The organism is Flavobacterium kayseriense (assembly GCF_014305095.1).
Taxonomy (GTDB): Bacteria; Bacteroidota; Bacteroidia; order Flavobacteriales; family Flavobacteriaceae; genus Flavobacterium; species Flavobacterium kayseriense.
In genome coordinates this window covers 260,088-282,355 of the sequence record NZ_JACRUI010000002.1, presented here as the reverse complement: position 1 = coordinate 282,355, position 22,268 = coordinate 260,088, and the positions used below count along the sequence as shown (strand labels likewise).

Here is a 22,268-nt window from a genome sequence, read left to right as displayed (position 1 = left end):
ATAATAAGTGAAGTTATGATTTTGATAAAAAATTAATGTACCGTACTGATTTCTCTTTTTTACTGCGGTAATGAATTCCATTATTGTTTTAGCAGTTATAGCTTCACCTCTTATTATTAGATCAATTTGACTATTTTTACTGCAGATATTGAAAATTAATGGAGAACGTAGAAAAAATTAATCTAAACGCAAAAGCAGATAAAAACTCGGGATTTGGTACAAATTCTAGTAGCTATGGTGGTCGATTTATAAATAAAGACGGAAAAGCTAATGTAGAAAAAGTGGGAATGCACCTTTTTCGTAGAACGAGTTGGTACCATACTATGATTGATATGAACACGTGGAGATTTATGTTTATTATTTTGAGTTTCTACATTACTATCAATTTTGTTTTTGCTGTAATCTATTATATCATTGGCATAGAGCATCTTGATGGTATCACAAGCACTGATAGTGAAGTGGTCAAGTTTGGACAAGCGTATTTTTTTAGCGCACAAACTTTCACCACAGTTGGTTATGGACATATAAGTCCTACGGGATTTTTAACAAGCGCATTATCAGCTGCTGAGGCTTTAATGGGTTTACTTAGCTTTGCTATTGCTACGGGATTATTTTTTGGACGCTTCAGTAAGCCAACCGCTTTTTTAAAATTTTCAGAGAATGCGATTATTGCTCCTTACGGCAGCGGGACAGCCTTAATGGTTCGGTTGTCTCCTTTTAAAAATACTAACTTTACTGATGCCGAAGCGCAAATGACTTTGGGGATGAGTATAATGGAAAATGGTATCATGGCTAATAAATTTTATCAGTTGGATTTAGAATTAGCTCAAATCAGTGCGTTAACTTTAAGTTGGACTTTAGTGCATCCTATCACAGCCGAAAGTCCTTTGTATCAACTTACCGAAAGTGATTTTCAATCGATTCATGGTGAAATATTAGTTTTTATAAAAACCTTTGATGACATGTTTAGTACAACAGTAGCTACAAGATCTTCTTACACTTTTGATGAAGTTGTGTATGGTGCTAAGTTTAAGCCCATGTATGCAAGAAGTGTAGATAACTCAAAAACAGTGTTATACCTAGATAAACTAAACGAATTTGATTTTGTTCCGTTACCTTAAAATAATTATTTTTAACAGTTTTAGCTGTTTTCACTATATTTTGTTTTACATTTGTTTATCAAATACGGAAAAACGATGAACAATGTAAAAAATGTCTTTAGTATCAAGGATCTTGAAAACCTTTCAGGGATCAAAGCACATACTATTCGTATCTGGGAAAAAAGATACAATGTATTACAACCTATGCGAACAGATACTAACATTAGATTGTATGACTTAGCAAGCTTACAGAAATTGTTAAACATCACCTTGCTACATGAATACGGCTATAAAATATCCAAAATTGCTTCTTATCCTGAGGACAAAATCCCATCATTAGTACGCGAGATTGTTTCGTCTAAAAATGCTAAAAGTCATGCTATTAGTGCGTTTAAGATGGCAATGATGAACTTTGATCAGGAACTTTTCTTGAACACATATAACTGGCTAATTGAAGAGAAATCTTTCAAAGAAATTTTTCATCAAGTCTTTATTCCATTGTTAAATGAGTTAGGATTGTTATGGCAAACAGATACAATATCTCCTGCTCATGAACATTTTGTAAGTTATCTTATCAAACAGAAGTTATTGGTAAACTCAGAGAAATTGCAACAGGTAGAAGCTACAAAAAAAGGGAAGGTTTTTGTTTTGTCACTTCCTATGAATGAAATCCACGAGTTAGGACTAATGTATTTACATTATGAGATACTGCTTAGTGGATACAAAAGTATATACTTGGGCGAAAGTATGCCAATTGAAAGTTTAAAGGAACTTAAAAAACATTTTGAATCTATTATTTTTGTTTCCTTCTTTACCGTCCAGCCAGACCGAACTGTTATAGATGAATACGTTCAGGAAATGACTGATGTTTTGCTTGATGATAAAACTGAATTGTGGCTCACTGGAAGATTAGTTGAGTTTTTAGATCGCAAAGGCCTGTCAGAACAGATAACGATCTATAATTCTATTAAAGAATTAACAGATAATATTGAAAACTTGTTTAACGATTAATTATATTTGCTAGACAAATGAAGAAAAGAATTACAATAATAGGTTCGGGATTCTCTGCTTTAGCAGCATCGTCGTATTTAGCTAAAAGTGGTCATGACGTGCATGTTTATGAAAAAAACGAATCAGTAGGAGGTAGAGCACGACAATTAAAAATTGATGGTTTTACTTTTGATATGGGGCCAAGTTGGTACTGGATGCCTGATGTTTTTGATCGTTTTTTTGCTGATTTTGGTAAGAAAACAACTGATTATTATGAGTTGATAAAGCTATCTCCGGCCTACAGAGTTTATTTTGGTGTGGATGAGTTTATAGCGATCGCTGATAATTTACGTGAAATAGAAGCAACATTTGAAAAAATAGAAAAAGGGAGCGGTGCTGTCTTACATGATTTCATGATGGAAGCTCAAAGTAATTACAACATTGCCATTAAAGATTTAGTATACCGTCCAGGCGTTTCTCCACTAGAATTAGTTACGGTAGAAACAGCGAAAAAAGTGGGTGAGTTTTTTAGTAATATAAGTCGCGATGTTCGCAAAAAATTCAAGAATGAGCAATTGATTCAAATATTAGAATTTCCAGTTCTCTTTTTGGGAGCAAAACCTTCTGATACGCCCTCTTTTTATAGTTTTATGAATTATGCCGACTTTGGACTTGGAACTTGGCATCCAAAAACGGGGATGTTTGACGTAGTGCGTGCCATGAAAAGCCTAGCCGAAGAGCTTGGAGTTGTTTTTCACACCAACTCAAATATCGAGAAAATAATTGTCGAAAATAAAACAGCGAAAGCCATTGTAGTAAATGGTGAAAGAATCGATTCTGATTTAGTATTAAGCGGTGCAGACTACCATCATACCGAAACATTATTGGATCAAGAGCACCGTGCGTATTCTGAAAAGTACTGGGACAGTCGTGTTTTTGCACCTTCTTCCTTACTTTTTTATGTTGGTTTTGATAAAAAAATAGAAAATATGTCGCATCATGCGTTGTTTTTTGACACTGATTTTTATCAACATGCAAGAGATATTTATGATGAACCAAAGTGGCCAGATGAGCCGTTGTTCTACGCTAATTTCCCTTCTGTTACGGATAAGAGTGCTGCTCCAGAAGGAATGGAATCTGCTTTCTTTTTAGTTCCGTTAGCACCTGGAATTAATGACAGTGAGGACTTAAGAGAAGAGTACTTTGAAAAAATAATGAATCGATTTGAGTCGGTTACTAAACAAAATGTCAAAAAAAATATTATATTTAAAAAGTCATTTTGCAAGAACGATTTTGTTTCGGAATACAACTCCTACAAAGGGAATGCATATGGAATGGCAAACACCTTGTTGCAAACTGCTTTTCTTCGCCCTAAACTAAAAAGTAAAAAAGTTCGTAACTTATATTTTACCGGGCAATTAACGGTTCCTGGCCCTGGAGTACCTCCTGCATTAATTTCGGGTAAATTAGTGTCGGATTTGATTAATAAACAATTTTTACAAAAATAATATGAAGCAATTATTTGACGATGTTTCTTTTAAGTGTAGTAAATTAGTAACTAAAAACTATTCTACTTCATTTTCATTGGCAGTTTACATGCTGTCGCCAAGTATAAGGGATGCTATTTACAGCATCTATGGTTTCGTACGTTTTGCTGACGAAATTGTAGATTCGTTTCATGGTTTTGACAAGGAAGTCCTGATTGATGATTTCGAAAAAGAATATTATAAAGCTTATAACTTAGGCATAAGTTTAAATCCAATATTAAATTCTTTTCAACAAACTGTGAAAGAATATAATATAACGGATGATATGATACAGTCATTCTTGAAAAGTATGAAATTAGATTTAGTAAAATCTGATTATAACAGTCAAGAAGAATATGAAGAATACATATATGGTTCTGCTGATGTAGTAGGATTAATGTGTTTAAGAGTTTTTGTTTCTGGTCACGATGATCGATACGAAGCATTAAAAGGGGAGGCAATGCGTCTTGGATCTGCTTTCCAAAAAGTGAACTTCTTGCGCGATTTAAAGGACGACAATCTACTTTTAAATCGAAACTACTTCCCAGGTGTTGACCTTAAATCTTTTGATGAAAATGCTAAAACGGCTATTATCACAGAAATCGAAGAAGACTTTAGAGTCGCTTACCAAGGAATAGTTAAGTTGCCAATGGAAGCTAAATTTGGGGTTTATACGGCTTATGTTTATTACAAAAAGTTATTAACCAAACTAAAAAACACGCCATATCACGAGATAGGTAATTCTCGTATACGCGTCTCTAATTATACAAAAGCGGGGCTCTTAGCACAGTCTTTTGTTACCTATAAATTACGTTTAGTTCAGTAAATACAATACAATTAAAAATTAAATACAATGATATCCTTTTTGATTTTTTTAGCGGTTTTCCTTATTATGGAGTGCGTTACTTGGCTAACACATAAGTACGTGATGCACGGCTTTATGTGGTATTTTCATGAAGATCACCATCAGCCAAAATACGAGCACCCCTTTGAGCGCAATGACATATTTTTCGTGATTTTTGCCATACCGTCAATAGCTTTGTTTTATTTTGGTGCTGAGGCAGGTTTCAATTATCTGTTTTTTATTGGGTTAGGTATTTTTGCCTATGGTCTTAGTTATTTTATGATTCACGATGTCCTGATTCATCAACGTTTTAAATGGTTCAAGAATACGAATAATAAGTACTTGATTGGTTTACGTAAAGGACACAAAGTACACCATAAAAATATGGGCAAGGAAGACAGTAGGGTATTCGGAATGCTATTCGTTCCTTTCAAATATTATAAAATGTAATAATAGTAGGGCGTGATCTATTTATAAATCCGAAAATCGATTTATAAATAGGTCGGGCTTTATACTCCCGCTTTTATAAACACGACTAAAAAGTCGTGTTTATAAAGAGCTCCGTTGCAATCCCTCACGCGACGCAGCGTATGCAATTCAAATATCAAATAACATCTCTGATGAAAATATATAAAAAAGAATCTGTTCAACACGTTACTGCTAGTTTGGAGGAATGTTGGTCATTTTTCTCTAGCCCACGAAATTTACAAAAAATTACGCCATCAGATATGGGTTTTGAAATAACCGATTATGATGGCAAAACAGTTTATCCAGGCCAAGTTATACAATACAAAGTGCGACCATTATTAGGTATTACCTTGTCGTGGATGACGGTAATCACTGCGGTAAAGGAAAATAGTTATTTCATAGATGAGCAGCGCTTCGGGCCATATTCTTTATGGCACCACAAACACTTTTTTGAGGCAACTCCAGATGGTGGTGTCAAGATGACTGATGTAGTTCACTACGGTTTACCGCTTGGTTTTTTAGGACGTATTATGAACACATTAGTAGTTGAGAATAAATTAAAAGAGATTTTTGATTTTAGAGAAAAAGCAGTTGACAAAATGTTTAATATAAAATAATGAGTAGAGTAGCGGTTTCCTTTTTTTGGTTTAGACGCGATTTAAGACTAGAGGATAATATTGGTTTATTTCATGCTTTAAAGAGTGATTTTCCTATTATTCCATTGTTTATTTTCGATACAGATATTTTAGATAAACTGCCTAAAGATGATGCTCGGGTTACTTTTATACATGAAAACTTAACAACGATCCATAAAGAATTACAATCAATTGGCAGCTCATTGTTGGTGAAAAACGGAAGTACTAAAGAAGTATGGCAGTCTCTAGTAGATGAGTACGACATTAAAGAAGTCTTTTTTAATAAAGATTACGAGCCATACGCGATCAAAAGAGACGAAGCGATTTGTGAATTCTTAGATCATAATAATATAATTTCTTATTCTTTTAAAGATCAAGTTATCTTTGAAGAAAAAGAGATTACCAAAGCTGATGGTTTACCTTATACCGTTTATACTCCTTATAAAAACAAGTGGTTAGAGAATTATAAAAGTACTGCACCAGTACAAGAATACAATGGTACAGCGTTTTATAGTAATTTCTTTAAAAGTTCTTCTTCTTTACTAACTCTTGAAGATATTGGTTTTGTTGAAAGTAAAATAAAAGTGAAACCTTATACTTTTAAAGGAGTTTCTAATTACGAAGAAACACGTGATTTTCCTGCTGTAGATTCCACATCTTATTTATCACCTCACTTACGCTTTGGTACGGTAAGTATTCGTAAAATGGTCAATTATGCTGCGCAATCAAACGGTGTTTTTTTAAGTGAATTGATTTGGCGTGAATTTTTTATGCAGATACTTTTTAGTTTTCCAAAAGTGGTCACTCACAATTTTAAATCAGCTTATGACGGAATAGAGTGGCGCAATAATGAGGCCGATTTTAAAAGATGGTGTGAAGGAAAAACAGGCTATCCAATGGTTGATGCTGGAATGCGTCAGCTCAATGAGACTGGATATATGCACAACCGCGTACGCATGGTAGTGGCTAGTTTTTTAATTAAGCATCTCATGATTCAGTGGCAATGGGGCGAAGCTTATTTTGCTCAAAAATTATTAGATTACGATTTGTCTGCTAATGTTGGTAACTGGCAGTGGGCAGCTGGTACAGGTTGTGATGCTGCTCCTTATTTTAGAGTATTTAATCCTGAAATTCAACTTAAAAAGTTTGACGAAAAAGGAAGATACATTCGTAAATGGATTCCTGAGTTTGACTTAGGGTACTGTGCTCCTATGGTAGAACATGCTTTTGCACGTGATAGGGCAATCGCAACTTACAAAGCTGGTATACTGAAGTAATACCTAGAGTGAGGGAGCAGTTGTACGTTACTTATACTCACAGAAAGGAACTAAAGTTGACTTTGATAAAAATTCTAAGAAAAGCGTAAGGTACTAAGTGGCTTATTTATCTCATTTTAATTCATGAGAATTAGTTTGTGAATTTAGAGTATATTTTTATGATAATTTCATTTTTCTAGCCCATATAGTAACGGCATCCTTTGCTTTTTTTCTTTAAAAAAGGAAAGATATAGTGGATAGCTGGAAAGTGCTCCTTAAAACTATTTAATCAACTTATTCAGCATTCCTTTGAATATAAATCCATGAAACGGCAAGACGGAATACCAATATAATTTTCCCCAAATTCCTCTAGGTTGGAATGTAGCAGATTGATACAGTGTATTTCCTATTATTTTAAACTCCAACCATGCTTTTCCAGGTAGTTTCATTTCAGCAAACAGCACTATCTTACCTACTTCCTTATCAGCGTAAAGTACGCGCCAAAAGTCCAAAGAATCTCCAGCATGTATTTCATGTTTATTGGTTCGCCCTCTTCGAGAGCCAACACCACCAAAAAGTTTATCTAGAAAACCTCTTAAATCCCATAACCAATCGCCATAATACCATCCGGTTTCTCCACCTATAGACCATATTTGTTTGATGGTGTAGTCTCTATCAATGATTTCTTTTTTGCGACGGTCAATGTAACAATCTTTCTTAGGTACTTTTAAATAGGAAGAGATGTTAGTCTTAAATCGGCCACTAACTAGCGAGTCTTTCCAGCTAGAGGCAACGGTATCGCTTTCAATTTTACTTAATGCCCTTGATAGTGCTAGATCATAGGACATAGGAGTTACACCTAAAAGTTCGTTAATTCTAGTGTCTCGACAAACAACCTCTACTTTCATACTACTTACTAAAGCACTTGCTAATTTATAGGACGTTGAAGTAACAAAATAGAGCCAGTAGGAGGAAAGTTTTGGTGTCATTACCGGAACAGTAAATATCCAACGTTTTAGATTTTTAGCTTTAGCAAAACCTAAAAGCATTTCTTTATAAGTTAATATATCCGGTCCTCCAATGTCGAAACTTTGATTGTATGTAGCACGATTAAGTAAGGATTTTGATAAAAACTCAAGCACATCTGTAATTGCAATTGGTTGGCAACGTGTATTAAGCCATTTGGGAGTAATCATTACGGGTAGTTTATTTACTAAATCCCTAATGATTTCGAATGAGGCGCTACCAGAGCCTACAATAATTCCTGCTCTTAAGGTTGTCATAGCATAGGTACCCGTATTTAATGTTTCTTCTACTTTTTTTCGGGATGATAGATGCTTAGACAGCGTGTCGTCATTAATAATTCCGCTAAGGTATATTACTTGCTGCGCTTTAGTCTTATTGATTTGGGAGACAAAGTTTAGTGCAGATTCTTTTTCTAGTTTGTCATAATTATCGGCAGAACTTGACATGGAGTGAATAAGATAATAGGCAGCATCTATGTCTGATGGTATGGCTTGTAGTGTCTCTTTTTTTAAAAAGTCTACTTCTACAACTGAAACCAGATCCTTGAATGGAAGTGGAACAAAAAAGCGATTCAAATCTCTTACGCAACATACAATATCGTGACCTTGATCTATTAAAATGGGTAATAGTCTTTTTCCGATATAGCCTGTTGCGCCTGTTAAGAGAATTTTCATCGTTCTATGTTTTAAGTTTTAGCTCAATTTGTTCGAAATTAAGCTTATGAATTCTTTTCTTGTCTTATTTTTTTCAAACGCACCTGTGAAAGACGATGTAGTTGTGAAAGAATTTTGTTTTTCAATACCACGCATTTGCATGCACATGTGTTGCGCTTCAATTACAACAGCGACACCAAGTGGTTCAAGCGCTTCTTGGATACAATCTTTAATCTGGTCTGTTAATCGCTCTTGTACTTGCATTCTTCTAGCGAAAGCATCAACAATTCTTGGGATTTTACTTAGTCCAACGATTTTCCCGTTTGGTATGTAGGCAACGTGTGCTTTTCCAAAAAATGGAAGCATGTGGTGTTCACACATAGAATAGAGTTCGATGTTTTTTACGACAATCATTTGGCTATGATCTTCAGTAAAAAGGGCTCCTTTTAATATTTCTAGTGGGTCTAATGCGTATCCATGTGTTAGAAACTGCATAGCTTTTGCAACTCTTTCAGGCGTTTTCTCTAAACCTTCTCTAGTTACATCTTCTCCTAAACCGTGAATAATGGTTTTATAATTTTCGGCTAATAAAGCGGTTGTCTCTGCGTTATATTGCTCTTTTTTTTCGTAGTTTTTCATTTCTTTGATCATGTGCTTGCTTCTGCTGTATTGAGTGATAATTATATTTTAAAAGTTACAATTCCGTAGTCCATTTCAAAAACTTGTCCTGAAATTGATTTTGCTTTGTCTGAGATTAAGAAGTCAGCCATATCTGCCACTTCAGATGGTTTTAGATATCCTTTCATGGGATGGCGTTCTATCATCATGTCTTTCATTCTATCATTTCTTAAGATGTTTGCAGATAAAGAAGTCTCCGTAATAGTTGGAGCAATAGCGTTGATTCTAATCGTCGCTGCTAGTTCTGCTCCTAATGATTTTACTAAACCTTCTACACCCGCTTTTGCTGTCGCGATACTCGCATGAAAAGGCATACCTAGTTTTGCTGCAACGGTACTAAAAAGTACAATCGATGGATTGGTTCCTTTTTTCAAGGCAGGTAAGTATTTTTGAATCGTTTTAACCGCTCCAATAACATTGATTTCAAAGTCATTTCTGAAATCATCAATGCTCAAATTACCGATTGGTTTTAGGTTAATAGATCCTGGGCAATAAATTAAGGTATCTACATTTTCAATTTCCGGAAGTGAATCTTGTAAGATGTCTAATGGAAAATGTTTCAAGTTAGGATGCGTAATTTCTGGTGCATTTCTGCTAATGTTATAAATGTAATTATTTTCTAACTGTTGTAATAAAATAGCGCTACCTATGCCTTTACTACCACCTACTATAACTATGTTTTTCATAATTGATTTTTTATGAGCCAATCGACTAGCGCTTGGATATTTTATTGTTATTTATTTGTCTTTGCATTGTGCATTTAAAGCGTCCTTCAGTAAAGTTACGTAGCTTTTCGTGCTTGGTTTTTCGACCTTGTACACGAGCTCTCCACATTCTAAAGCTAGAAGGCTTCATTTCAGCTCGCATCAAATCGATCACCTCTTGCTCTTTTAAACCAAACTGTAAATGAATTGCTTCAAAAGTGGTACGGTCTTCCCAAGCCATTTCAATGACGCGGTCTTTTTCTAAATTAGTTAAATGTGCTGCCACCATTTGCTAATATTTTAAATAATCATTTACTTTTATCTCCGCTTTCAAATCGAACATAAGGTTGTACAAACCAAAGAAAGTTCGATTGATATAGATAAAATGTTTAGATCCTCGGTTACCATTCATTTTTTTCAAATTAGTATCATTTGCAAAACGTTCTCCTAGTTTAGCAATATTTTCAAAGAATACTTCATCAGAAAAATCAAAAGTCTCTGATTGGAAAGGTTGCGTGAATAAAGAAAGTAAGTCATGAAACATTTGCGTGAAATATGCAATCTCCTCTTTAGTGTCATCTGTTCTCAAAATCTCTAAATTAAATAGCTTTTCTTTGAACAGTGCTTTATTATCGATTACGTTTTTGTCAATTAATTCAAAATAAGGAACGTAGAAGTCGTTAGGGATAGTTTTCATACATCCAAAATCTAATGCAACTAGTTCATCTTTTTCGTTAATCAAAAAATTTCCTGGATGTGGATCAGCGTGAACTTTTTTAAGTATGTGTATTTGATACATATAAAAATCCCACAATGCTTGACCTACTTTATTTGCCACGATAGGATCAGAATTTTTAAATTCAGATAAATGTACACCTGACATCCAATCCATAGTGATAATTTTCTCTGATGAAAATTCAGGATAGTATTCTGGAAAAACTAAATTTTCTATTTTTTTACAAGCCGCCACAACTTCTTGGCTTTGCTTTAATTCTAATAAGTAATTCGTTTCTTCAATTAATTTGTCTTCAACTTCTTTAAAATATTTATCAGAGTCTTTTCCTTGTAAGTTAAACATTCTGATAGCTATAGGTTTAACTAAAGCGAGGTCAGATGAAATGCTGTTAGCAACTCCCGGGTATTGAATTTTAACTGCTAACTTTTTGTTGTTTTTAACTGCTAAGTGAACTTGACCAATGCTCGCAGCGTTAACTGAATTAGGATTAAATTCATCAAATATCTCATAAGGAGTTTTCCCAAAATTATTTTTGAATGTTTTTAGCACTAACGGAGCTGAGAGTGGTGGAACTGAGAATTGTGACAATGAAAACTTCTCAACATAAGCTTGCGGCAAGAAATTCTTATCCATGCTTAACATTTGAGCTACTTTCAAGGCGCTACCTTTTAAGCTTTTAAGTCCGTCATATATGTCTTCGGCATTGCTTTCATTCAGTTTATCACGAGTTAAATCAGAATTAACGATTTTCTCTCCGTAATATTTTAAATAATTCACACCCACTTTTGCTCCTGTTTGCACGAGTTTTGTAGCTCGTTCAATTTTTGAGGTTGGAATATAATCGATTGTTTTCATTTATTTTTTTTGTGTTTTTTCTTTGAAAATAAATTTCCCAAAGTCAATAAGGCTGTTGATTGGCGCGATATTCATTAAGTCAAAACTTAATTTTACTGATTTCTCAATGTAAATATCTGTTTTCTCAAAGGCTGCCGATCCATCTTCCATCCAGAATTTCAAAGTGAAGAGGAATTGTACCCATGCACTTTCTTGAATTGCTTTCTCTTGTAATTCTTGTATTTTTTCCTGCTCAATTAAAATTTCATCTGTAGTAATTTCAGCAATGTAATTTTTAAAACTTGTTCGTAAGCTTGATAGTTGCATCAAGTTTTTGAGTTGATTTTTGTTTTGTTGCAAACTCATCAAAACATAACTACGGTTAGCTGTTAACAATTCGAAGAATGTAAAGTAAAAACTGAGTAATTTACTTTTCATGTCATAGGTCTCGTAGTTCGCATCAGTATGAATCAATTCGACTGTTTTTTCAAAAAACATATCGTATACTATTGTCTCAATATTTTCTAGATTACCAAAAAAACTGTAGAATTCAGCTTCGGTAAAATCATTCATTTTAGTAAAGAGATATACTGACTTAGGCTTCTCATTATGTTCTAAAGTGTAGTTCATATACATAGACACAATAGATTCTTTTGTTATTTTAGATTTCTTGGTTGCCATTTTTTCTTGTTTATTTAGAGTATAAAGATAATAAATGTTTAACAATTATTCGGTAAAGTTAAACAAAATTTATTTTGTATCTTTACCTGAGTAGAATTTAAACAATAAAGTTATGAAAAAAAATGTTTTGATTACGGGAGGTACGGGCTTTGTTGGGAGGCATTTAACAGATTTGTTATTGGAAAATGGATACAGTGTTTCGATCTTAAGTAGGACAAAAAAAAATAATACAGATTCCGTATTTTATTACACATGGGATGTTAAAAAGCAGGTTATCGATAAAGAGTCAGTCCTTAAAGCTGACTACATTATTCATCTAGCTGGCGAAAACATAGCTGGCAAGCGCTGGACAAAAGAACGTAAGGAAGCTATCATTAATAGTAGAGAACAGTCTGCGCAACTTATTTATGGTGTGGTAAAAAAACATAGTAAAAAACTAGAGGCATTTATATCTGCATCCGGAGTAGGTATATATGGAGCGATTAATGGGCAGGCTATTTGTGTCGAAGAGCAGAAACCTGCTAATGACTTCTTGGGTTTAACTTGTCAAAAATGGGAGGCCGTAGCAAATGAATTTCAAAGAGAAGGTATCCGCACTGTAAAAGTTCGGACCGGATTAGTTTTAGGTAAAAATGATGGTTTTCTTGAAAAACTGAAGCCAATATTCAAATACAAACTGGGTGCGGCTTTAGGTTCAGGTTCACAATACATGCCTTGGATTCATATTGATGATTTGTGTGCTATTTACCTTGAAGCACTAGAAAATACAGATATGAGTGGTGCTTATAATGCTGCTATTACTGATGATACTACAAATGCTAGCTTCTCAGATACCTTTGCTAGCGTTTATGGATATAAAATTTGGCTACCTAATGTACCCGCTTTTTTAATGAAATTAGCACTCGGGGAAATGGCAAAACTGCTTTTAACCGGCAGAAGAGTGTCAAACGAAAAGATAAAGTCAGTAGGTTTCACATTCAAATGGCAAAAATTAGAGGACGCAATAAGGTCGTGTGTATAGATATTTATTCTAGCATTGCCACCAAACTTACGTGTACATTTTTTGCGATTTTATCACGAACGAGATACGGTATTTGAATATTAAAGTCATCTGTATTCAGGTTAAAACTAGTTGCCAATTCTAATTTGTTTCCAATTTTTTTAAAATAAGCGGGAACTCGCATTTTTTTGGACTTACCATGTATTGTAATGGTACCTTCAACTACATATGTACTTTGGAAATTGTTAATTTTAGATAAATCAAATTTCAATATTGTTCCTTTGAAGATGGCTTTTGGATACCTCTTAGTCTCTAAATAGTTTTCGTTAAAATGTTGTTGCATCAGTGATCTTTCAAAACGAAAATCCTTTACGTAAACCACAAAAACAATTGTTTCTTTTTTTATGTTTAAAAGACAATGTGTGGTACTGCTTTTAGCTTGTATAGGTTCAAAAAAAGGAACTGAAGCTTCAAAAGATACCAAAGCTTTATCTGTGCTCCATTTTTCTTGAGCACCAACAGTAATGAAACTAAGCAAGAGGAGGAGTAGTGTTTTTTTCATTTTCTTAGCTTTTTAGTCCACTACTAAAGTTACGAAAAAATAAGGTTATTTTCTAATTTTTTACTGAAAAAACACCCCTCTAAAGCTCAATATAAGTCACCACTTTTTTATTCTTAATGTATTTGAACAGAAACCCGATATTGGGCTAAATTGTCTATTGCTTCCTTACTACCATAATCATAGTGTTCCTCATGTCGATCTTTTTCTTTCTTCAATGATATTTGTTTTAGACAATTAATAAAACGTCTTACTTGCTTTTCAGTAGAAAGTATTAAACCCGGTACTTTGGCGTTATTTCCCTGCGCATCTTTAGATACCATCGTGAAGTAGGAGGAATTACAATGCTTTTTAGCGCCAGTCTGGATATTCTCTGATTCAACTCGAATACCTACAATCATAGAGCTATTACCTACATAGTTTACGCTAGCTTTCATTGTTACTAATTCACCTACTTCTATAGGACTGAGAAAATCTACCGTATCTACACTGGCAGTTACACAATAGTTGCCTGAGAATTTAGAAGCACAGGCAAAAGCGATTTGATCTAGCAGTGATAAAATGTAACCTCCATGAATTTTACCACTAAAGTTAGTGTGAGAGGGAAGCATTAGCTCTGAAATGGTGATATCTGATGATTCAACCGTTTTATAATTATTTGTCATATTATTTATTTAAAGCGGTAAGGAGAGTCTTCTTCTTTTACATCGATAATAAAATATTTTGAATCGCCCCACCAAGCAAAAGTTTTATAACGTTCAATATATTTTACTTTGATGTATTTGCCTTCAAATTTTTGCAAATCTGTTATGACTCGTTTGTCTTTGTCTAATACTGAAAAGGAAAAGATTTGTGCTCCAGAAATTCCTTGGCTTATTTCACCTTCCCAAGTTTTAAAAACTATCCCTTTATTACTAAATTTTATTAGTTGGCCTGAGCGAACCCCTTCGCTGTAGGTTGCGTTGTAAATAAATGTAAAATAACCTACTACTGATAATAGAACAACTGCAGTAAGCACGTAAATAAATTTTTTCATAATGGTTTAGTTTAATAGTTCGTTATCCTCCTTGTTGGCTCGATTGATAATACTCTCTGGAAGCGATTTTTTAGCTTTAGCTCCCATTTTCTTTAATTTTTCAACACTAGTAATTAGGTTTCCTTTCCCATCTACTAATTTATTCATTGCACTGCTATATTCTGTCTTGCTTTCATCAATTTTTTTACCAATTTTTATTAAATCAGTTACAAAACCTTCAAATTTATCATACAATGCGCCTGCTTGCCTTGCAATTTCGAAGGCATTTTCTTGTTGTTTTTGATTTGCCCACATACTATCTATAGTTCGCAATGTAGCAAGTAATGTAGCAGGGGTTACAATTACGATGTTTTTTTCGAATGCTTTGTTGTATAAAGTAGTGTCTTCATTCAAAGCCATCGCAAATGCTGGTTCGATAGGAATAAACAATAAAACGAAATCAGGACTTTCAATCTGATACAAATCTTGGTAATTTTTGTTTCCTAATTGCTCCACATGACGTTTTATAGAGTTTACGTGCTCTTTTAAATAGCTAATTTTTATCTCATCATCTTCTTCATTAATATATTTTTCATATGCGGTTAACGAAACCTTAGAATCGACAATCATCTTTTTACCATCAGGTAAATTAATTACTACATCAGGAAATACGCGGCTGCCATCTTCTCTAGTAAAGGCTTGCTGTACTTCGTATTCACGCCCTTTTTCTAAGCCTGATTTTTCTAATACACGTTCTAACACCAGTTCGCCCCAATTCCCTTGCATTTTGCTATCACCCTTTAACGCTTTGGTAAGGTTAATAGTTTCTTTGCTCATTTGAATGTTCATCTCACGTAATCCTAAAATTTGCTGACGCAAAGCCGCATGATAGTCAATACTTTCCTTATGGGTGTCTTCTACTTTTTTCTCAAATAATTGAATCTTGTCTTGCAAAGGCGACAAGATGTTTTTCATGTTTTCTTTATTCTGTTCAGTGAATTTATTTGATTTTTCGTCTAAAATTTTATTAGCTAAATTTTCAAACTCTTTGGTGAATTTTTCTTGAAGCTTTTCAACTTCGTCTTTTTGCTCTTTATTGCGTTCCCATAGGTTTTCAAAATCTACTTCTTTTTTTGATAGCTGTATTGCCAAACTATCCTTTTCACGTCGAATAGTTTCTTTTTCAGAATTAAATAGTTCTAATTGTTTTTCCACAGTGTTTTTATCATTCAAAAATTGTGATTTTTGTTGCTCGAACTGTGTCCGTAAAGCAATTAGCTTCTCTTCCAAACTGATTTTTTCAGATTGAAAACGAGCGGAAAAAATTAATTTTCCAAGAAAAAGACCAAGTACAAGCGCAATGAGGAAGATAAATAAAAAAGAAATAAGGTCAGACATTAATAAGAGTTTTTGCAAAAGGTAAAAGTAAGGATTTATATCAATGGTGAGAGGAATCTTTTGGATAGAAATAGTAGTTTCGTCAGTTTTGTCCAAATTTTAATTATAGTTTCTTAACAATAAAAAACCGTGGGATATAATATCTTTACCAAAAAGTAAAAAATAGAAAATGAAGAAATATATAGTGATGTTGTTCGGGATTATGTTATCTATTTCAAATTATGCGCAGCAAAATGAAAAACCGTACGTAGTCCTAGTATCATTGGATGGATTTAGATGGGATTATAATAAGTATTTTGAAACACCTAATTTAGATGAATTGGCTAAAAACGGAGTAAAGGCAAAGTCAATGAAGCCTTCCTATCCAACAAAGACTTTTCCTAATCACTATAGCATTGTAACAGGTTTGTATCCGGACCATCATGGAATTGTTAATAATAGTTTTTATGACCCTACAACAAAAAAGAAATTTTCATTGGGAAGTAGTGCTAAAACGGATGCAAGTTTTTACGGTGGAAATCCGATTTGGAATGTTGCAGAAGAACAAGGAGTAAAAACAGCCTCTTTTTACTGGCCAGGATCAGATACGGGAGAAAAAAGCCCAAGTATTTATAAAACGTATGATGCTTCAGTACCTTATACGGCTCGCATAGAAACTGTTTTACAATGGCTTGCATTACCAGAGCAAGAGAGGCCGCATTTGATCACATTATATTTTGATGAGCCAGATCATACAGGACATACCTTTGGCCCTTTATCGCAAGAGAATAGAATTATGGTTCAAAAGATGGACTCCATAATTGGTGTATTGTCAAAAAAAATAGATGCATTAGCAATTGGGAAGCGTGTAAATTTGATTGTGGTAGCAGATCACGGGATGACGGAGATAAGCGATAATAAGAAAATAGTTGTCCTAGATTATTTAAAACCGAATTGGCTGGAGCAGGCCGATGTCATTAATCCCATTATGAGTATTCGTACCACAGCAGAGGCTAAAGACTCAGTGAGTAAGGCATTGTCCCGGGTGCCAAACATTCGATTTTGGAAATCGGAAGCTATCCCTAAACGACTGCATTTAGGTTCTAATAAGCGAAATTTAGACTATGTTATTGAAGCAAAAAAAGGGTATAGTTTGGTAAAAAATTCTAACCAGCAAATAATGGGAGGTACACATGGTTACGACAATAAGATAAAGGATATGCATGCTATTTTTTATGCAAAAGGGCCTAATTTTAAAATCAATAAAAAGGTGTCAACTTTTCAAAACGTAAGCGTTTACAACTTAATTGCTCATATTCTCGGTCTAAAAATTGAAGCAACAGATGGTCAATTTTCAGAAGTAAAAAGAATGTTAGATGAGTAGAAAATGTATGAGTAGTTTTGTTTTAGATTAAAAATGAGCCATTGCTAACTGTGGTTAGTAATGGCTCATTTATAAGTTTCGATAGTTTTTATTCGTCGTCCCCTAATTTCATGTTTCCTCTATCTTTATGATTGTCTGGATGAGAGTTAGGATAGCGGTTTGCAGTAATGTCTGAGTTTAAGTCTTCATTCTCTACTGTTTTCATAGCTTCTTCCTCTGTTGTAACACCTCGGCTCAAACTTTCGTTTTCGTTCCAAGTTCGATCTTCTTCAGGGATGTGAGCGACGCTTCCATCAGCATTATGTGCTCTTTTAACTATTGTTTCCTTTCCCTCAGCATCAATCTCTATTTCCTCATTAAGCATAGCGTCTTGCTTATTGTCATTGTTTATTTTGCCGTTTGCTTCTTTATTGTTGCTAGGTACTTCAGGCTCATTATGAGTACTTTTATCTTTGTTTTGCATAGTATATAGTTTTAAATTTTATAATTTGTTTGTCTTAAAATTATGACTTTTATTTAAATATATATAATTGTTTAACATCCTTTTTAGATTTTCTAAGGAATGGTTTAGTTTTTTGAAGTTTATAAAAGTAGATTATCTTTGACTTTTCTAAATCAAAATAAGTCTATGTCCCATCATCATTTTATCTGTCATAAGCCGTACGGTTACTTAAGTCAATTTATTTACGAATTGAAACGTAAAAAGAAACTATTGGGGGAATTACATGATTTTCCTGAAGGTACGATGGCTATTGGTAGGCTAGACGAAGATTCCGAAGGCTTGTTGTTACTAACTACCGATGGAAAAGTAAGTGAACAAATTAGATCTAAAAAAGTAGATAAGGAGTATTATGTGCAAGTAGATGGTGTAATTACGCAAGAGGCCATTGATCTTATGAAAGACGGAGTCGAAATAGGTTTTGATGGCGGTAAATACCGGACTAAGAAATGTGAAGCCCGCTTGATTAGTGAAATTCCTGATTTTGGACCGAGAGGAAAAAAAATTCGGGATGAACGCCATGGTCCAACCTCGTGGGCATCGATTACGGTCAATGAAGGAAAATTTAGGCAGGTACGAAAAATGACGGCTGCAGTTGGCTTTCCCACTTTGAGATTAGTACGAGTTCGCATAGGAACAGTACATTTGCAAAACTTAAAAGCAGGAGAGGTGCGAGAGGTAACTAATTTTTTTGATGCATATTAATAAGATCGTTGCGCTTTTAAGCTTTAAATTTAAAATTTTATTCCATGTTAAATATTGTTTTGGTAGAGCCAGAAATCCCTAATAATACAGGAAATATTGGTCGGTTGTGTGTAGGGACTGATAGTCGGTTGCATTTAGTTCATCCTTTTGGATTTGTTATTAATGATAAAAACTTGAAGCGTTCAGGATTGGATTATTGGGTTCACTTGGATGTAACGGAATACGATACTATTGATGAGTGGATTAGCCAAATTCCTGATAAATCGAGAGTCTTTTTGATGAGTTCGCATGCCGAAAAATCCTATTTAGAAACTGATTTTCAGGATGGGGATTGGTTGGTATTTGGTAAAGAAAGTGTGGGTTTAAGTCAGGACGTCTTATCTGAATTTGAAAATCATTTAACGATTCCGATGTCAAAATTGATTCGTAGCTTTAACATCGCAAACTCTGTTGCTTTCGTGATTGGAGAAGCTAAACGCCAGATAGCACTGAAATAGTCTGTGATCCTATGGTCTACTAGCCCAGATAGCAGCGGCATCCTTTTATTTTTTCTTTAAAAATAAAAGATACAGCGAATAGCTGGAAAAAGCTCCTGAAATAATTACTTGATTATAAATTTGCCTTTTTCAGAATCGAAAGAAATATGCTCGTCTTGAAATAAAGTATTAAAACTACCCTTACTGATAAAATTGCAGGGTTCGTCTTGCTCTACTTTTTTGGGAGTCATGATGATCATTTCATCACTTAATTGGATTGCCATGTCAATATCGTGAGTCGAAAACAGAATGCACTTTTGTGTTTCTTGAGTAAGCTTCTTTAAGAGTTTAAAAAGGGCTACTTTATGAAGTAAGTCGAGATGCGTGGTGGGTTCATCTAGAATGATAAGAGGAGTATCCTGTGCCAAAGCGCGTGCAACAAGTACCTTTTGTAACTGTCCGTCACTAATTTCAAAATGCTTTTTTGTTGCCAAATGACTTATCTGCGTGAGCGACAAAGCACCATTTACCTTTGAGTAGTCCTGAGCGGTTAATTTACCAATCCAATTGGTGTAGGGTTGTCTGCCAAGTGCTACCAGCTCAAAAACAGTTAAGTTACTTGGAGGTAATTTCTCAGTTAGGACCAGACTTAAATTTTGGGCTAACGTCAAATTATCTATTTCGTGAATGTTTTTTTGATTGAGAGAAACTGTTCCTGATAGCGGTTTTTGAATACCGGTAAGCGTGCGTAGAAGGGTTGATTTTCCAACACCATTGGCTCCAATTAATGCAATTAATTTTCCCTTTTTTAAGGTAATGTTCAAATTCTTAGCGATCACAATGGAGGAATTCTTAGATGAGTATCCAATGTTTAAATCACAAGTCTGTAAAATTATATTATTTCTCATTATCCCATCATTTTACGTTTCCTAACTAATAACCATATAACTATTGGGGCTCCAAAAATGGAGGTTACCGCATTAATTGGTAAAGTGAAATCTCCACCTGGAACCTGTGATATAGTATCACAAATAAGCATAATTCCTGCTCCAAATAGGAGTGTGCTCCAAAATAAAATAGTATGATTACTTGTTTGAAACACGAGTTTAGAAATGTGAGGAACAGCAAGGCCAATAAATGCGATGGGTCCTGCAAATGCAGTGATACTGCCGGCCAGAATACTTGTTGCAAAAATAATTATTAGTCGGGCTCTCTTATAATTTAACCCTAGGCTTCGTGCATAATTTTCACCAAGTAAAAGTGCATTCAGTGGCTTTATGCTTAATAAACTTAATAAAAGACCTAAAATGACGCAAATGGTTAAGATCGCAATTGATGTCCAGGAAAGATTACCTAAATTTCCCATCGACCAAAAAGTGAATTTTTGAAGTTGTTCGGCCGTGCTAAAATAAGTTAGAGTTCCTACAATGGCACTCGTTAGGCTACCAAACATGAGTCCAACAATTAATATAGCCATGGTATCACGAAGTTTGTACGAGACTAATAATACCGCTAGTAAAACAAGTAAACTGCCAAGTGTTGATGCCAGAACGACACCATAACTAGAAAGTAGAAGTGACGATAAAAAAGGAGGTAGTAAACCAGCACCTAAAATAACAAAAGCTACTCCTAAACTTGCTCCAGAACTTAACCCTAATACATACGGTCCAGCGAGCGGATTTCTAAATAAGGTTTGCATCAATAAACCACTAGTTGCTAAACCCATACCTACAAGTATAGAGGTAATGGCCTTAGGTAAACGGTAGTTTATGATGATATACTCCCATGTAGATTTGCTAGCTTCTCCTCCCGTAAGACTAGTATATATTTCATGAATCGGAATTGTAATAGATCCGAAACTTATATTTACAAAAAAAAGTACGATTAGCCCTAATGTTAGAACTGGGAATAGAATAGTATTTCGTTTTTTGTTTAGCAATGGAGTTTATTTTATTTTTTCAGCAAAAGTAAAAGAATAGTTAGGAAGTGCCTCTGGATGGAAAATTTTAATGAAATCTTTTAATACTAAATCGGGACGACTTGGCGCTATTTCGTAATAAATAGTTCCTCCCGTTGCTCCTAATTTGCTCTCAAAACTATAAATATTTTTTTTAGTAAAAGCGTCAAATTGACTGTAATGTGGGTTCTTGCTCCTCATCTCTGTGTAGGATTTGAAAGATCCAGTAGTAATCCAGTAATTAGCTGATTTGCCTTTTTCAAGTATTTGTTCAAAGGACAAAGGAGTACTTCCTGATCCAGCAATATCAGCCCATAAATAATTGGACTTAGCATCTTTCATAAACTGTGCAACCCAACTATTGCCATTAGCAACATACCATTGATCTTGGTACATGGAGCCATATAAAACGGTTGCTTGTGCTTCCGTTTTAGAGACAAGCTGCATTGCGTCATTGTAATTTTTCACAATAGCATCAAACTGAGTTTTGGCTTCTTCCTCTTTTCCAAATAACGCACCATAAAGTTTAATCCATTCTGCTTTTCCAAGTGGTGACTGCTCCATCCAATCTGCTTGAATAATAACTTTTAAACCGCTTTTCTCTAAGTTATCAATCATAGGATTGTTGTTGTCTATACCATAGGTAACAATCGCTGATGGTGCCAAATCAATTAGTTGCTCTACATCTAATCGTTCATTTTGTCCAATATTTTTAACTTTTCCTGCAGCAATTAAGCTTCTTGTTTTTTCTGAAGATATGTAATCTGTATGTGGAAAACCGATCAATTGATTTTCTATTTTTAACATCTCTAAAAACGGAATATTGGTTGTAGAAGTAACCACAATCGATTGGAGAGGAACTCTAATTGTATTGTATTTTTTTAAACTATCGGGAACGATACCACCATTTTTCTGCAAGATGTAAGTGAATTTTTTATTGGCTTTTGGCCAAGGATTATTCACTTTTACTATAGTATAACCTTCGTGTTTGTAGATAGATAAACTAGTTGCGTATTCAATTTGGTTAGAACTAGATTGTTGGTTAGTAGGAACTGTTTCTTCTGCATTTTTGCAACTTGCAAATTGAAGTATTGCTAGAAGAAGAACAATTTTGCGCAAAAATATTTTCATAGCTGTTTTTTAAAACTCAAACAAAGGTAGAGCA

Annotated in this window: 25 protein-coding genes; 11 read left to right on the top strand and 14 right to left on the bottom strand. The window is 34.3% G+C overall.

Features of this window, described 5'->3' with window-relative positions; all coding sequences use genetic code 11:
• Positions 1–158: 158 nt before the first annotated feature.
• The 7 genes from H8R22_RS07605 (at position 159) to H8R22_RS07575 (ending at position 6,840) form a co-directional block, all read left to right on the top strand.
• The gene (locus H8R22_RS07605; RefSeq protein WP_187009861.1) at positions 159–1,121 is read left to right on the top strand and encodes an ion channel; all 963 of its coding nucleotides are present in this window, start codon (positions 159–161) and stop codon (positions 1,119–1,121) included.
• A 75-nt stretch (positions 1,122–1,196) separates the two neighbouring features.
• Positions 1,197–2,111 (top strand): MerR family transcriptional regulator, encoded by a 915-nt coding sequence (locus H8R22_RS07600; RefSeq protein WP_187009860.1) that lies wholly within the window; start codon positions 1,197–1,199, stop codon positions 2,109–2,111.
• A gap of 17 nt (positions 2,112–2,128) precedes the next feature.
• Positions 2,129–3,598, top strand: a complete 1,470-nt coding sequence (locus H8R22_RS07595) for a phytoene desaturase family protein (RefSeq protein ID WP_187009859.1) — start codon at positions 2,129–2,131, stop codon at positions 3,596–3,598.
• A gap of 1 nt (position 3,599) precedes the next feature.
• The gene (locus H8R22_RS07590) at positions 3,600–4,442 is read left to right on the top strand and encodes a phytoene/squalene synthase family protein (RefSeq protein ID WP_187009858.1); all 843 of its coding nucleotides are present in this window, start codon (positions 3,600–3,602) and stop codon (positions 4,440–4,442) included.
• Positions 4,443–4,469: 27 nt separating this feature from the next.
• A complete protein-coding gene (locus tag H8R22_RS07585; RefSeq protein WP_187009857.1) occupies positions 4,470–4,910 on the top strand; it encodes a sterol desaturase family protein in 441 nt (146 codons plus the stop codon).
• Positions 4,911–5,080: 170 nt separating this feature from the next.
• Positions 5,081–5,545 carry an SRPBCC family protein gene (locus tag H8R22_RS07580; RefSeq protein WP_187009856.1) on the top strand — a complete coding sequence of 155 codons (465 nt, stop codon included), beginning with the start codon at positions 5,081–5,083 and terminating at the stop codon, positions 5,543–5,545.
• The gene (locus H8R22_RS07575; protein ID WP_187009855.1) at positions 5,545–6,840 is read left to right on the top strand and encodes a cryptochrome/photolyase family protein; all 1,296 of its coding nucleotides are present in this window, start codon (positions 5,545–5,547) and stop codon (positions 6,838–6,840) included. The genes H8R22_RS07580 and H8R22_RS07575 overlap by 1 nt, the downstream gene beginning before the upstream one ends.
• 260 nt (positions 6,841–7,100) lie before the next feature.
• On the opposite strand, the gene H8R22_RS07570 is transcribed toward H8R22_RS07575, so the two are convergent.
• From H8R22_RS07570 to H8R22_RS07545, 6 genes are read right to left on the bottom strand one after another with little or no spacing between them, the layout of a single operon-like run.
• The gene (locus tag H8R22_RS07570) at positions 7,101–8,519 is read right to left on the bottom strand and encodes an SDR family oxidoreductase (RefSeq protein ID WP_187009854.1); all 1,419 of its coding nucleotides are present in this window, start codon (positions 8,517–8,519) and stop codon (positions 7,101–7,103) included.
• Between the two features lie 18 nt (positions 8,520–8,537).
• Positions 8,538–9,137, bottom strand: a complete 600-nt coding sequence (gene folE, locus H8R22_RS07565; RefSeq protein WP_187009853.1) for a GTP cyclohydrolase I FolE — start codon at positions 9,135–9,137, stop codon at positions 8,538–8,540.
• A 41-nt stretch (positions 9,138–9,178) separates the two neighbouring features.
• Positions 9,179–9,862 carry an SDR family NAD(P)-dependent oxidoreductase gene (locus H8R22_RS07560; protein WP_187009852.1) on the bottom strand — a complete coding sequence of 228 codons (684 nt, stop codon included), beginning with the start codon at positions 9,860–9,862 and terminating at the stop codon, positions 9,179–9,181.
• Positions 9,863–9,887: 25 nt separating this feature from the next.
• Positions 9,888–10,169 (bottom strand): TIGR03643 family protein, encoded by a 282-nt coding sequence (locus H8R22_RS07555; protein WP_187009851.1) that lies wholly within the window; start codon positions 10,167–10,169, stop codon positions 9,888–9,890.
• Positions 10,170–10,172: 3 nt separating this feature from the next.
• Entirely contained in the window at positions 10,173–11,471 is a 1,299-nt protein-coding gene (locus H8R22_RS07550) for an ABC1 kinase family protein (protein ID WP_187009850.1), read from the bottom strand.
• On the bottom strand, positions 11,472–12,131 hold the full coding sequence (locus H8R22_RS07545; protein ID WP_187009849.1) for a TetR family transcriptional regulator C-terminal domain-containing protein: 660 nt from the start codon (positions 12,129–12,131) through the stop codon (positions 11,472–11,474).
• Between the two features lie 112 nt (positions 12,132–12,243).
• On the opposite strand from H8R22_RS07545, the gene H8R22_RS07540 reads away from it, so the two are divergent.
• Positions 12,244–13,152, top strand: coding sequence for a TIGR01777 family oxidoreductase (locus H8R22_RS07540; RefSeq protein ID WP_187009848.1), 909 nt, complete (start codon positions 12,244–12,246; stop codon positions 13,150–13,152).
• Positions 13,153–13,156: 4 nt separating this feature from the next.
• On the opposite strand, the gene H8R22_RS07535 is transcribed toward H8R22_RS07540, so the two are convergent.
• From H8R22_RS07535 to rmuC, 4 genes are all read right to left on the bottom strand, one after another.
• Positions 13,157–13,693, bottom strand: a complete 537-nt coding sequence (locus tag H8R22_RS07535; RefSeq protein WP_187009847.1) for a YceI family protein — start codon at positions 13,691–13,693, stop codon at positions 13,157–13,159.
• 113 nt (positions 13,694–13,806) lie between these two features.
• Positions 13,807–14,355 (bottom strand): acyl-CoA thioesterase, encoded by a 549-nt coding sequence (locus H8R22_RS07530; RefSeq protein WP_187009846.1) that lies wholly within the window; start codon positions 14,353–14,355, stop codon positions 13,807–13,809.
• A 5-nt stretch (positions 14,356–14,360) separates the two neighbouring features.
• On the bottom strand, positions 14,361–14,726 hold the full coding sequence (locus H8R22_RS07525; RefSeq protein ID WP_187009845.1) for a 6-phosphogluconate dehydrogenase: 366 nt from the start codon (positions 14,724–14,726) through the stop codon (positions 14,361–14,363).
• A 6-nt stretch (positions 14,727–14,732) separates the two neighbouring features.
• Positions 14,733–16,103: a DNA recombination protein RmuC gene (gene rmuC, locus H8R22_RS07520; RefSeq protein ID WP_187009844.1), complete on the bottom strand. Its 1,371-nt coding sequence runs from the start codon at positions 16,101–16,103 to the stop codon at positions 14,733–14,735.
• Positions 16,104–16,272: 169 nt separating this feature from the next.
• Between rmuC and H8R22_RS07515 the strand changes: the two genes are divergently transcribed.
• Positions 16,273–17,466: an alkaline phosphatase family protein gene (locus H8R22_RS07515; protein ID WP_187009843.1), complete on the top strand. Its 1,194-nt coding sequence runs from the start codon at positions 16,273–16,275 to the stop codon at positions 17,464–17,466.
• 88 nt (positions 17,467–17,554) lie between these two features.
• Here H8R22_RS07515 and H8R22_RS07510 read toward each other — a convergent pair whose 3' ends face one another.
• The gene (locus H8R22_RS07510) at positions 17,555–17,929 is read right to left on the bottom strand and encodes a hypothetical protein (protein ID WP_187009842.1); all 375 of its coding nucleotides are present in this window, start codon (positions 17,927–17,929) and stop codon (positions 17,555–17,557) included.
• 165 nt (positions 17,930–18,094) lie between these two features.
• Between H8R22_RS07510 and H8R22_RS07505 the strand changes: the two genes are divergently transcribed.
• Both H8R22_RS07505 and H8R22_RS07500 read left to right on the top strand, forming a co-directional pair.
• Positions 18,095–18,670, top strand: coding sequence for a pseudouridine synthase (locus H8R22_RS07505; RefSeq protein ID WP_187009841.1), 576 nt, complete (start codon positions 18,095–18,097; stop codon positions 18,668–18,670).
• 44 nt (positions 18,671–18,714) lie between these two features.
• Positions 18,715–19,167: a tRNA (cytidine(34)-2'-O)-methyltransferase gene (locus H8R22_RS07500; protein WP_187009840.1), complete on the top strand. Its 453-nt coding sequence runs from the start codon at positions 18,715–18,717 to the stop codon at positions 19,165–19,167.
• A gap of 104 nt (positions 19,168–19,271) precedes the next feature.
• Here the strand turns inward: H8R22_RS07500 and H8R22_RS07495 are convergent, their stop codons facing one another.
• From H8R22_RS07495 to H8R22_RS07485, 3 genes are read right to left on the bottom strand one after another with little or no spacing between them, the layout of a single operon-like run.
• Positions 19,272–20,054, bottom strand: coding sequence for an ABC transporter ATP-binding protein (locus H8R22_RS07495; RefSeq protein WP_187009839.1), 783 nt, complete (start codon positions 20,052–20,054; stop codon positions 19,272–19,274).
• On the bottom strand, positions 20,054–21,085 hold the full coding sequence (locus H8R22_RS07490; protein WP_187009838.1) for an iron ABC transporter permease: 1,032 nt from the start codon (positions 21,083–21,085) through the stop codon (positions 20,054–20,056). Before H8R22_RS07490 ends, H8R22_RS07495 begins: the two co-directional genes overlap by 1 nt.
• A 6-nt stretch (positions 21,086–21,091) precedes the next feature.
• Entirely contained in the window at positions 21,092–22,234 is a 1,143-nt protein-coding gene (locus tag H8R22_RS07485) for an ABC transporter substrate-binding protein (RefSeq protein WP_187009837.1), read from the bottom strand.
• Positions 22,235–22,268: the final 34 nt, after the last annotated feature.

Coding starts and splice junctions, on each gene's coding strand:
- H8R22_RS07605 (WP_187009861.1), top strand. CDS start 159: ATGGAGAACGTAGAAAAAATTAATCTAAACGCAAAAGCAGATAAAAAC.
- H8R22_RS07600 (WP_187009860.1), top strand. CDS start 1,197: ATGAACAATGTAAAAAATGTCTTTAGTATCAAGGATCTTGAAAACCTT.
- H8R22_RS07595 (WP_187009859.1), top strand. CDS start 2,129: ATGAAGAAAAGAATTACAATAATAGGTTCGGGATTCTCTGCTTTAGCA.
- H8R22_RS07590 (WP_187009858.1), top strand. CDS start 3,600: ATGAAGCAATTATTTGACGATGTTTCTTTTAAGTGTAGTAAATTAGTA.
- H8R22_RS07585 (WP_187009857.1), top strand. CDS start 4,470: ATGATATCCTTTTTGATTTTTTTAGCGGTTTTCCTTATTATGGAGTGC.
- H8R22_RS07580 (WP_187009856.1), top strand. CDS start 5,081: ATGAAAATATATAAAAAAGAATCTGTTCAACACGTTACTGCTAGTTTG.
- H8R22_RS07575 (WP_187009855.1), top strand. CDS start 5,545: ATGAGTAGAGTAGCGGTTTCCTTTTTTTGGTTTAGACGCGATTTAAGA.
- H8R22_RS07570 (WP_187009854.1), bottom strand. CDS start 8,519: ATGAAAATTCTCTTAACAGGCGCAACAGGCTATATCGGAAAAAGACTA.
- folE (WP_187009853.1), bottom strand. CDS start 9,137: ATGAAAAACTACGAAAAAAAAGAGCAATATAACGCAGAGACAACCGCT.
- H8R22_RS07560 (WP_187009852.1), bottom strand. CDS start 9,862: ATGAAAAACATAGTTATAGTAGGTGGTAGTAAAGGCATAGGTAGCGCT.
- H8R22_RS07555 (WP_187009851.1), bottom strand. CDS start 10,169: ATGGTGGCAGCACATTTAACTAATTTAGAAAAAGACCGCGTCATTGAA.
- H8R22_RS07550 (WP_187009850.1), bottom strand. CDS start 11,471: ATGAAAACAATCGATTATATTCCAACCTCAAAAATTGAACGAGCTACA.
- H8R22_RS07545 (WP_187009849.1), bottom strand. CDS start 12,131: ATGGCAACCAAGAAATCTAAAATAACAAAAGAATCTATTGTGTCTATG.
- H8R22_RS07540 (WP_187009848.1), top strand. CDS start 12,244: ATGAAAAAAAATGTTTTGATTACGGGAGGTACGGGCTTTGTTGGGAGG.
- H8R22_RS07535 (WP_187009847.1), bottom strand. CDS start 13,693: ATGAAAAAAACACTACTCCTCCTCTTGCTTAGTTTCATTACTGTTGGT.
- H8R22_RS07530 (WP_187009846.1), bottom strand. CDS start 14,355: ATGACAAATAATTATAAAACGGTTGAATCATCAGATATCACCATTTCA.
- H8R22_RS07525 (WP_187009845.1), bottom strand. CDS start 14,726: ATGAAAAAATTTATTTACGTGCTTACTGCAGTTGTTCTATTATCAGTA.
- rmuC (WP_187009844.1), bottom strand. CDS start 16,103: ATGTCTGACCTTATTTCTTTTTTATTTATCTTCCTCATTGCGCTTGTA.
- H8R22_RS07515 (WP_187009843.1), top strand. CDS start 16,273: ATGAAGAAATATATAGTGATGTTGTTCGGGATTATGTTATCTATTTCA.
- H8R22_RS07510 (WP_187009842.1), bottom strand. CDS start 17,929: ATGCAAAACAAAGATAAAAGTACTCATAATGAGCCTGAAGTACCTAGC.
- H8R22_RS07505 (WP_187009841.1), top strand. CDS start 18,095: ATGTCCCATCATCATTTTATCTGTCATAAGCCGTACGGTTACTTAAGT.
- H8R22_RS07500 (WP_187009840.1), top strand. CDS start 18,715: ATGTTAAATATTGTTTTGGTAGAGCCAGAAATCCCTAATAATACAGGA.
- H8R22_RS07495 (WP_187009839.1), bottom strand. CDS start 20,054: ATGAGAAATAATATAATTTTACAGACTTGTGATTTAAACATTGGATAC.
- H8R22_RS07485 (WP_187009837.1), bottom strand. CDS start 22,234: ATGAAAATATTTTTGCGCAAAATTGTTCTTCTTCTAGCAATACTTCAA.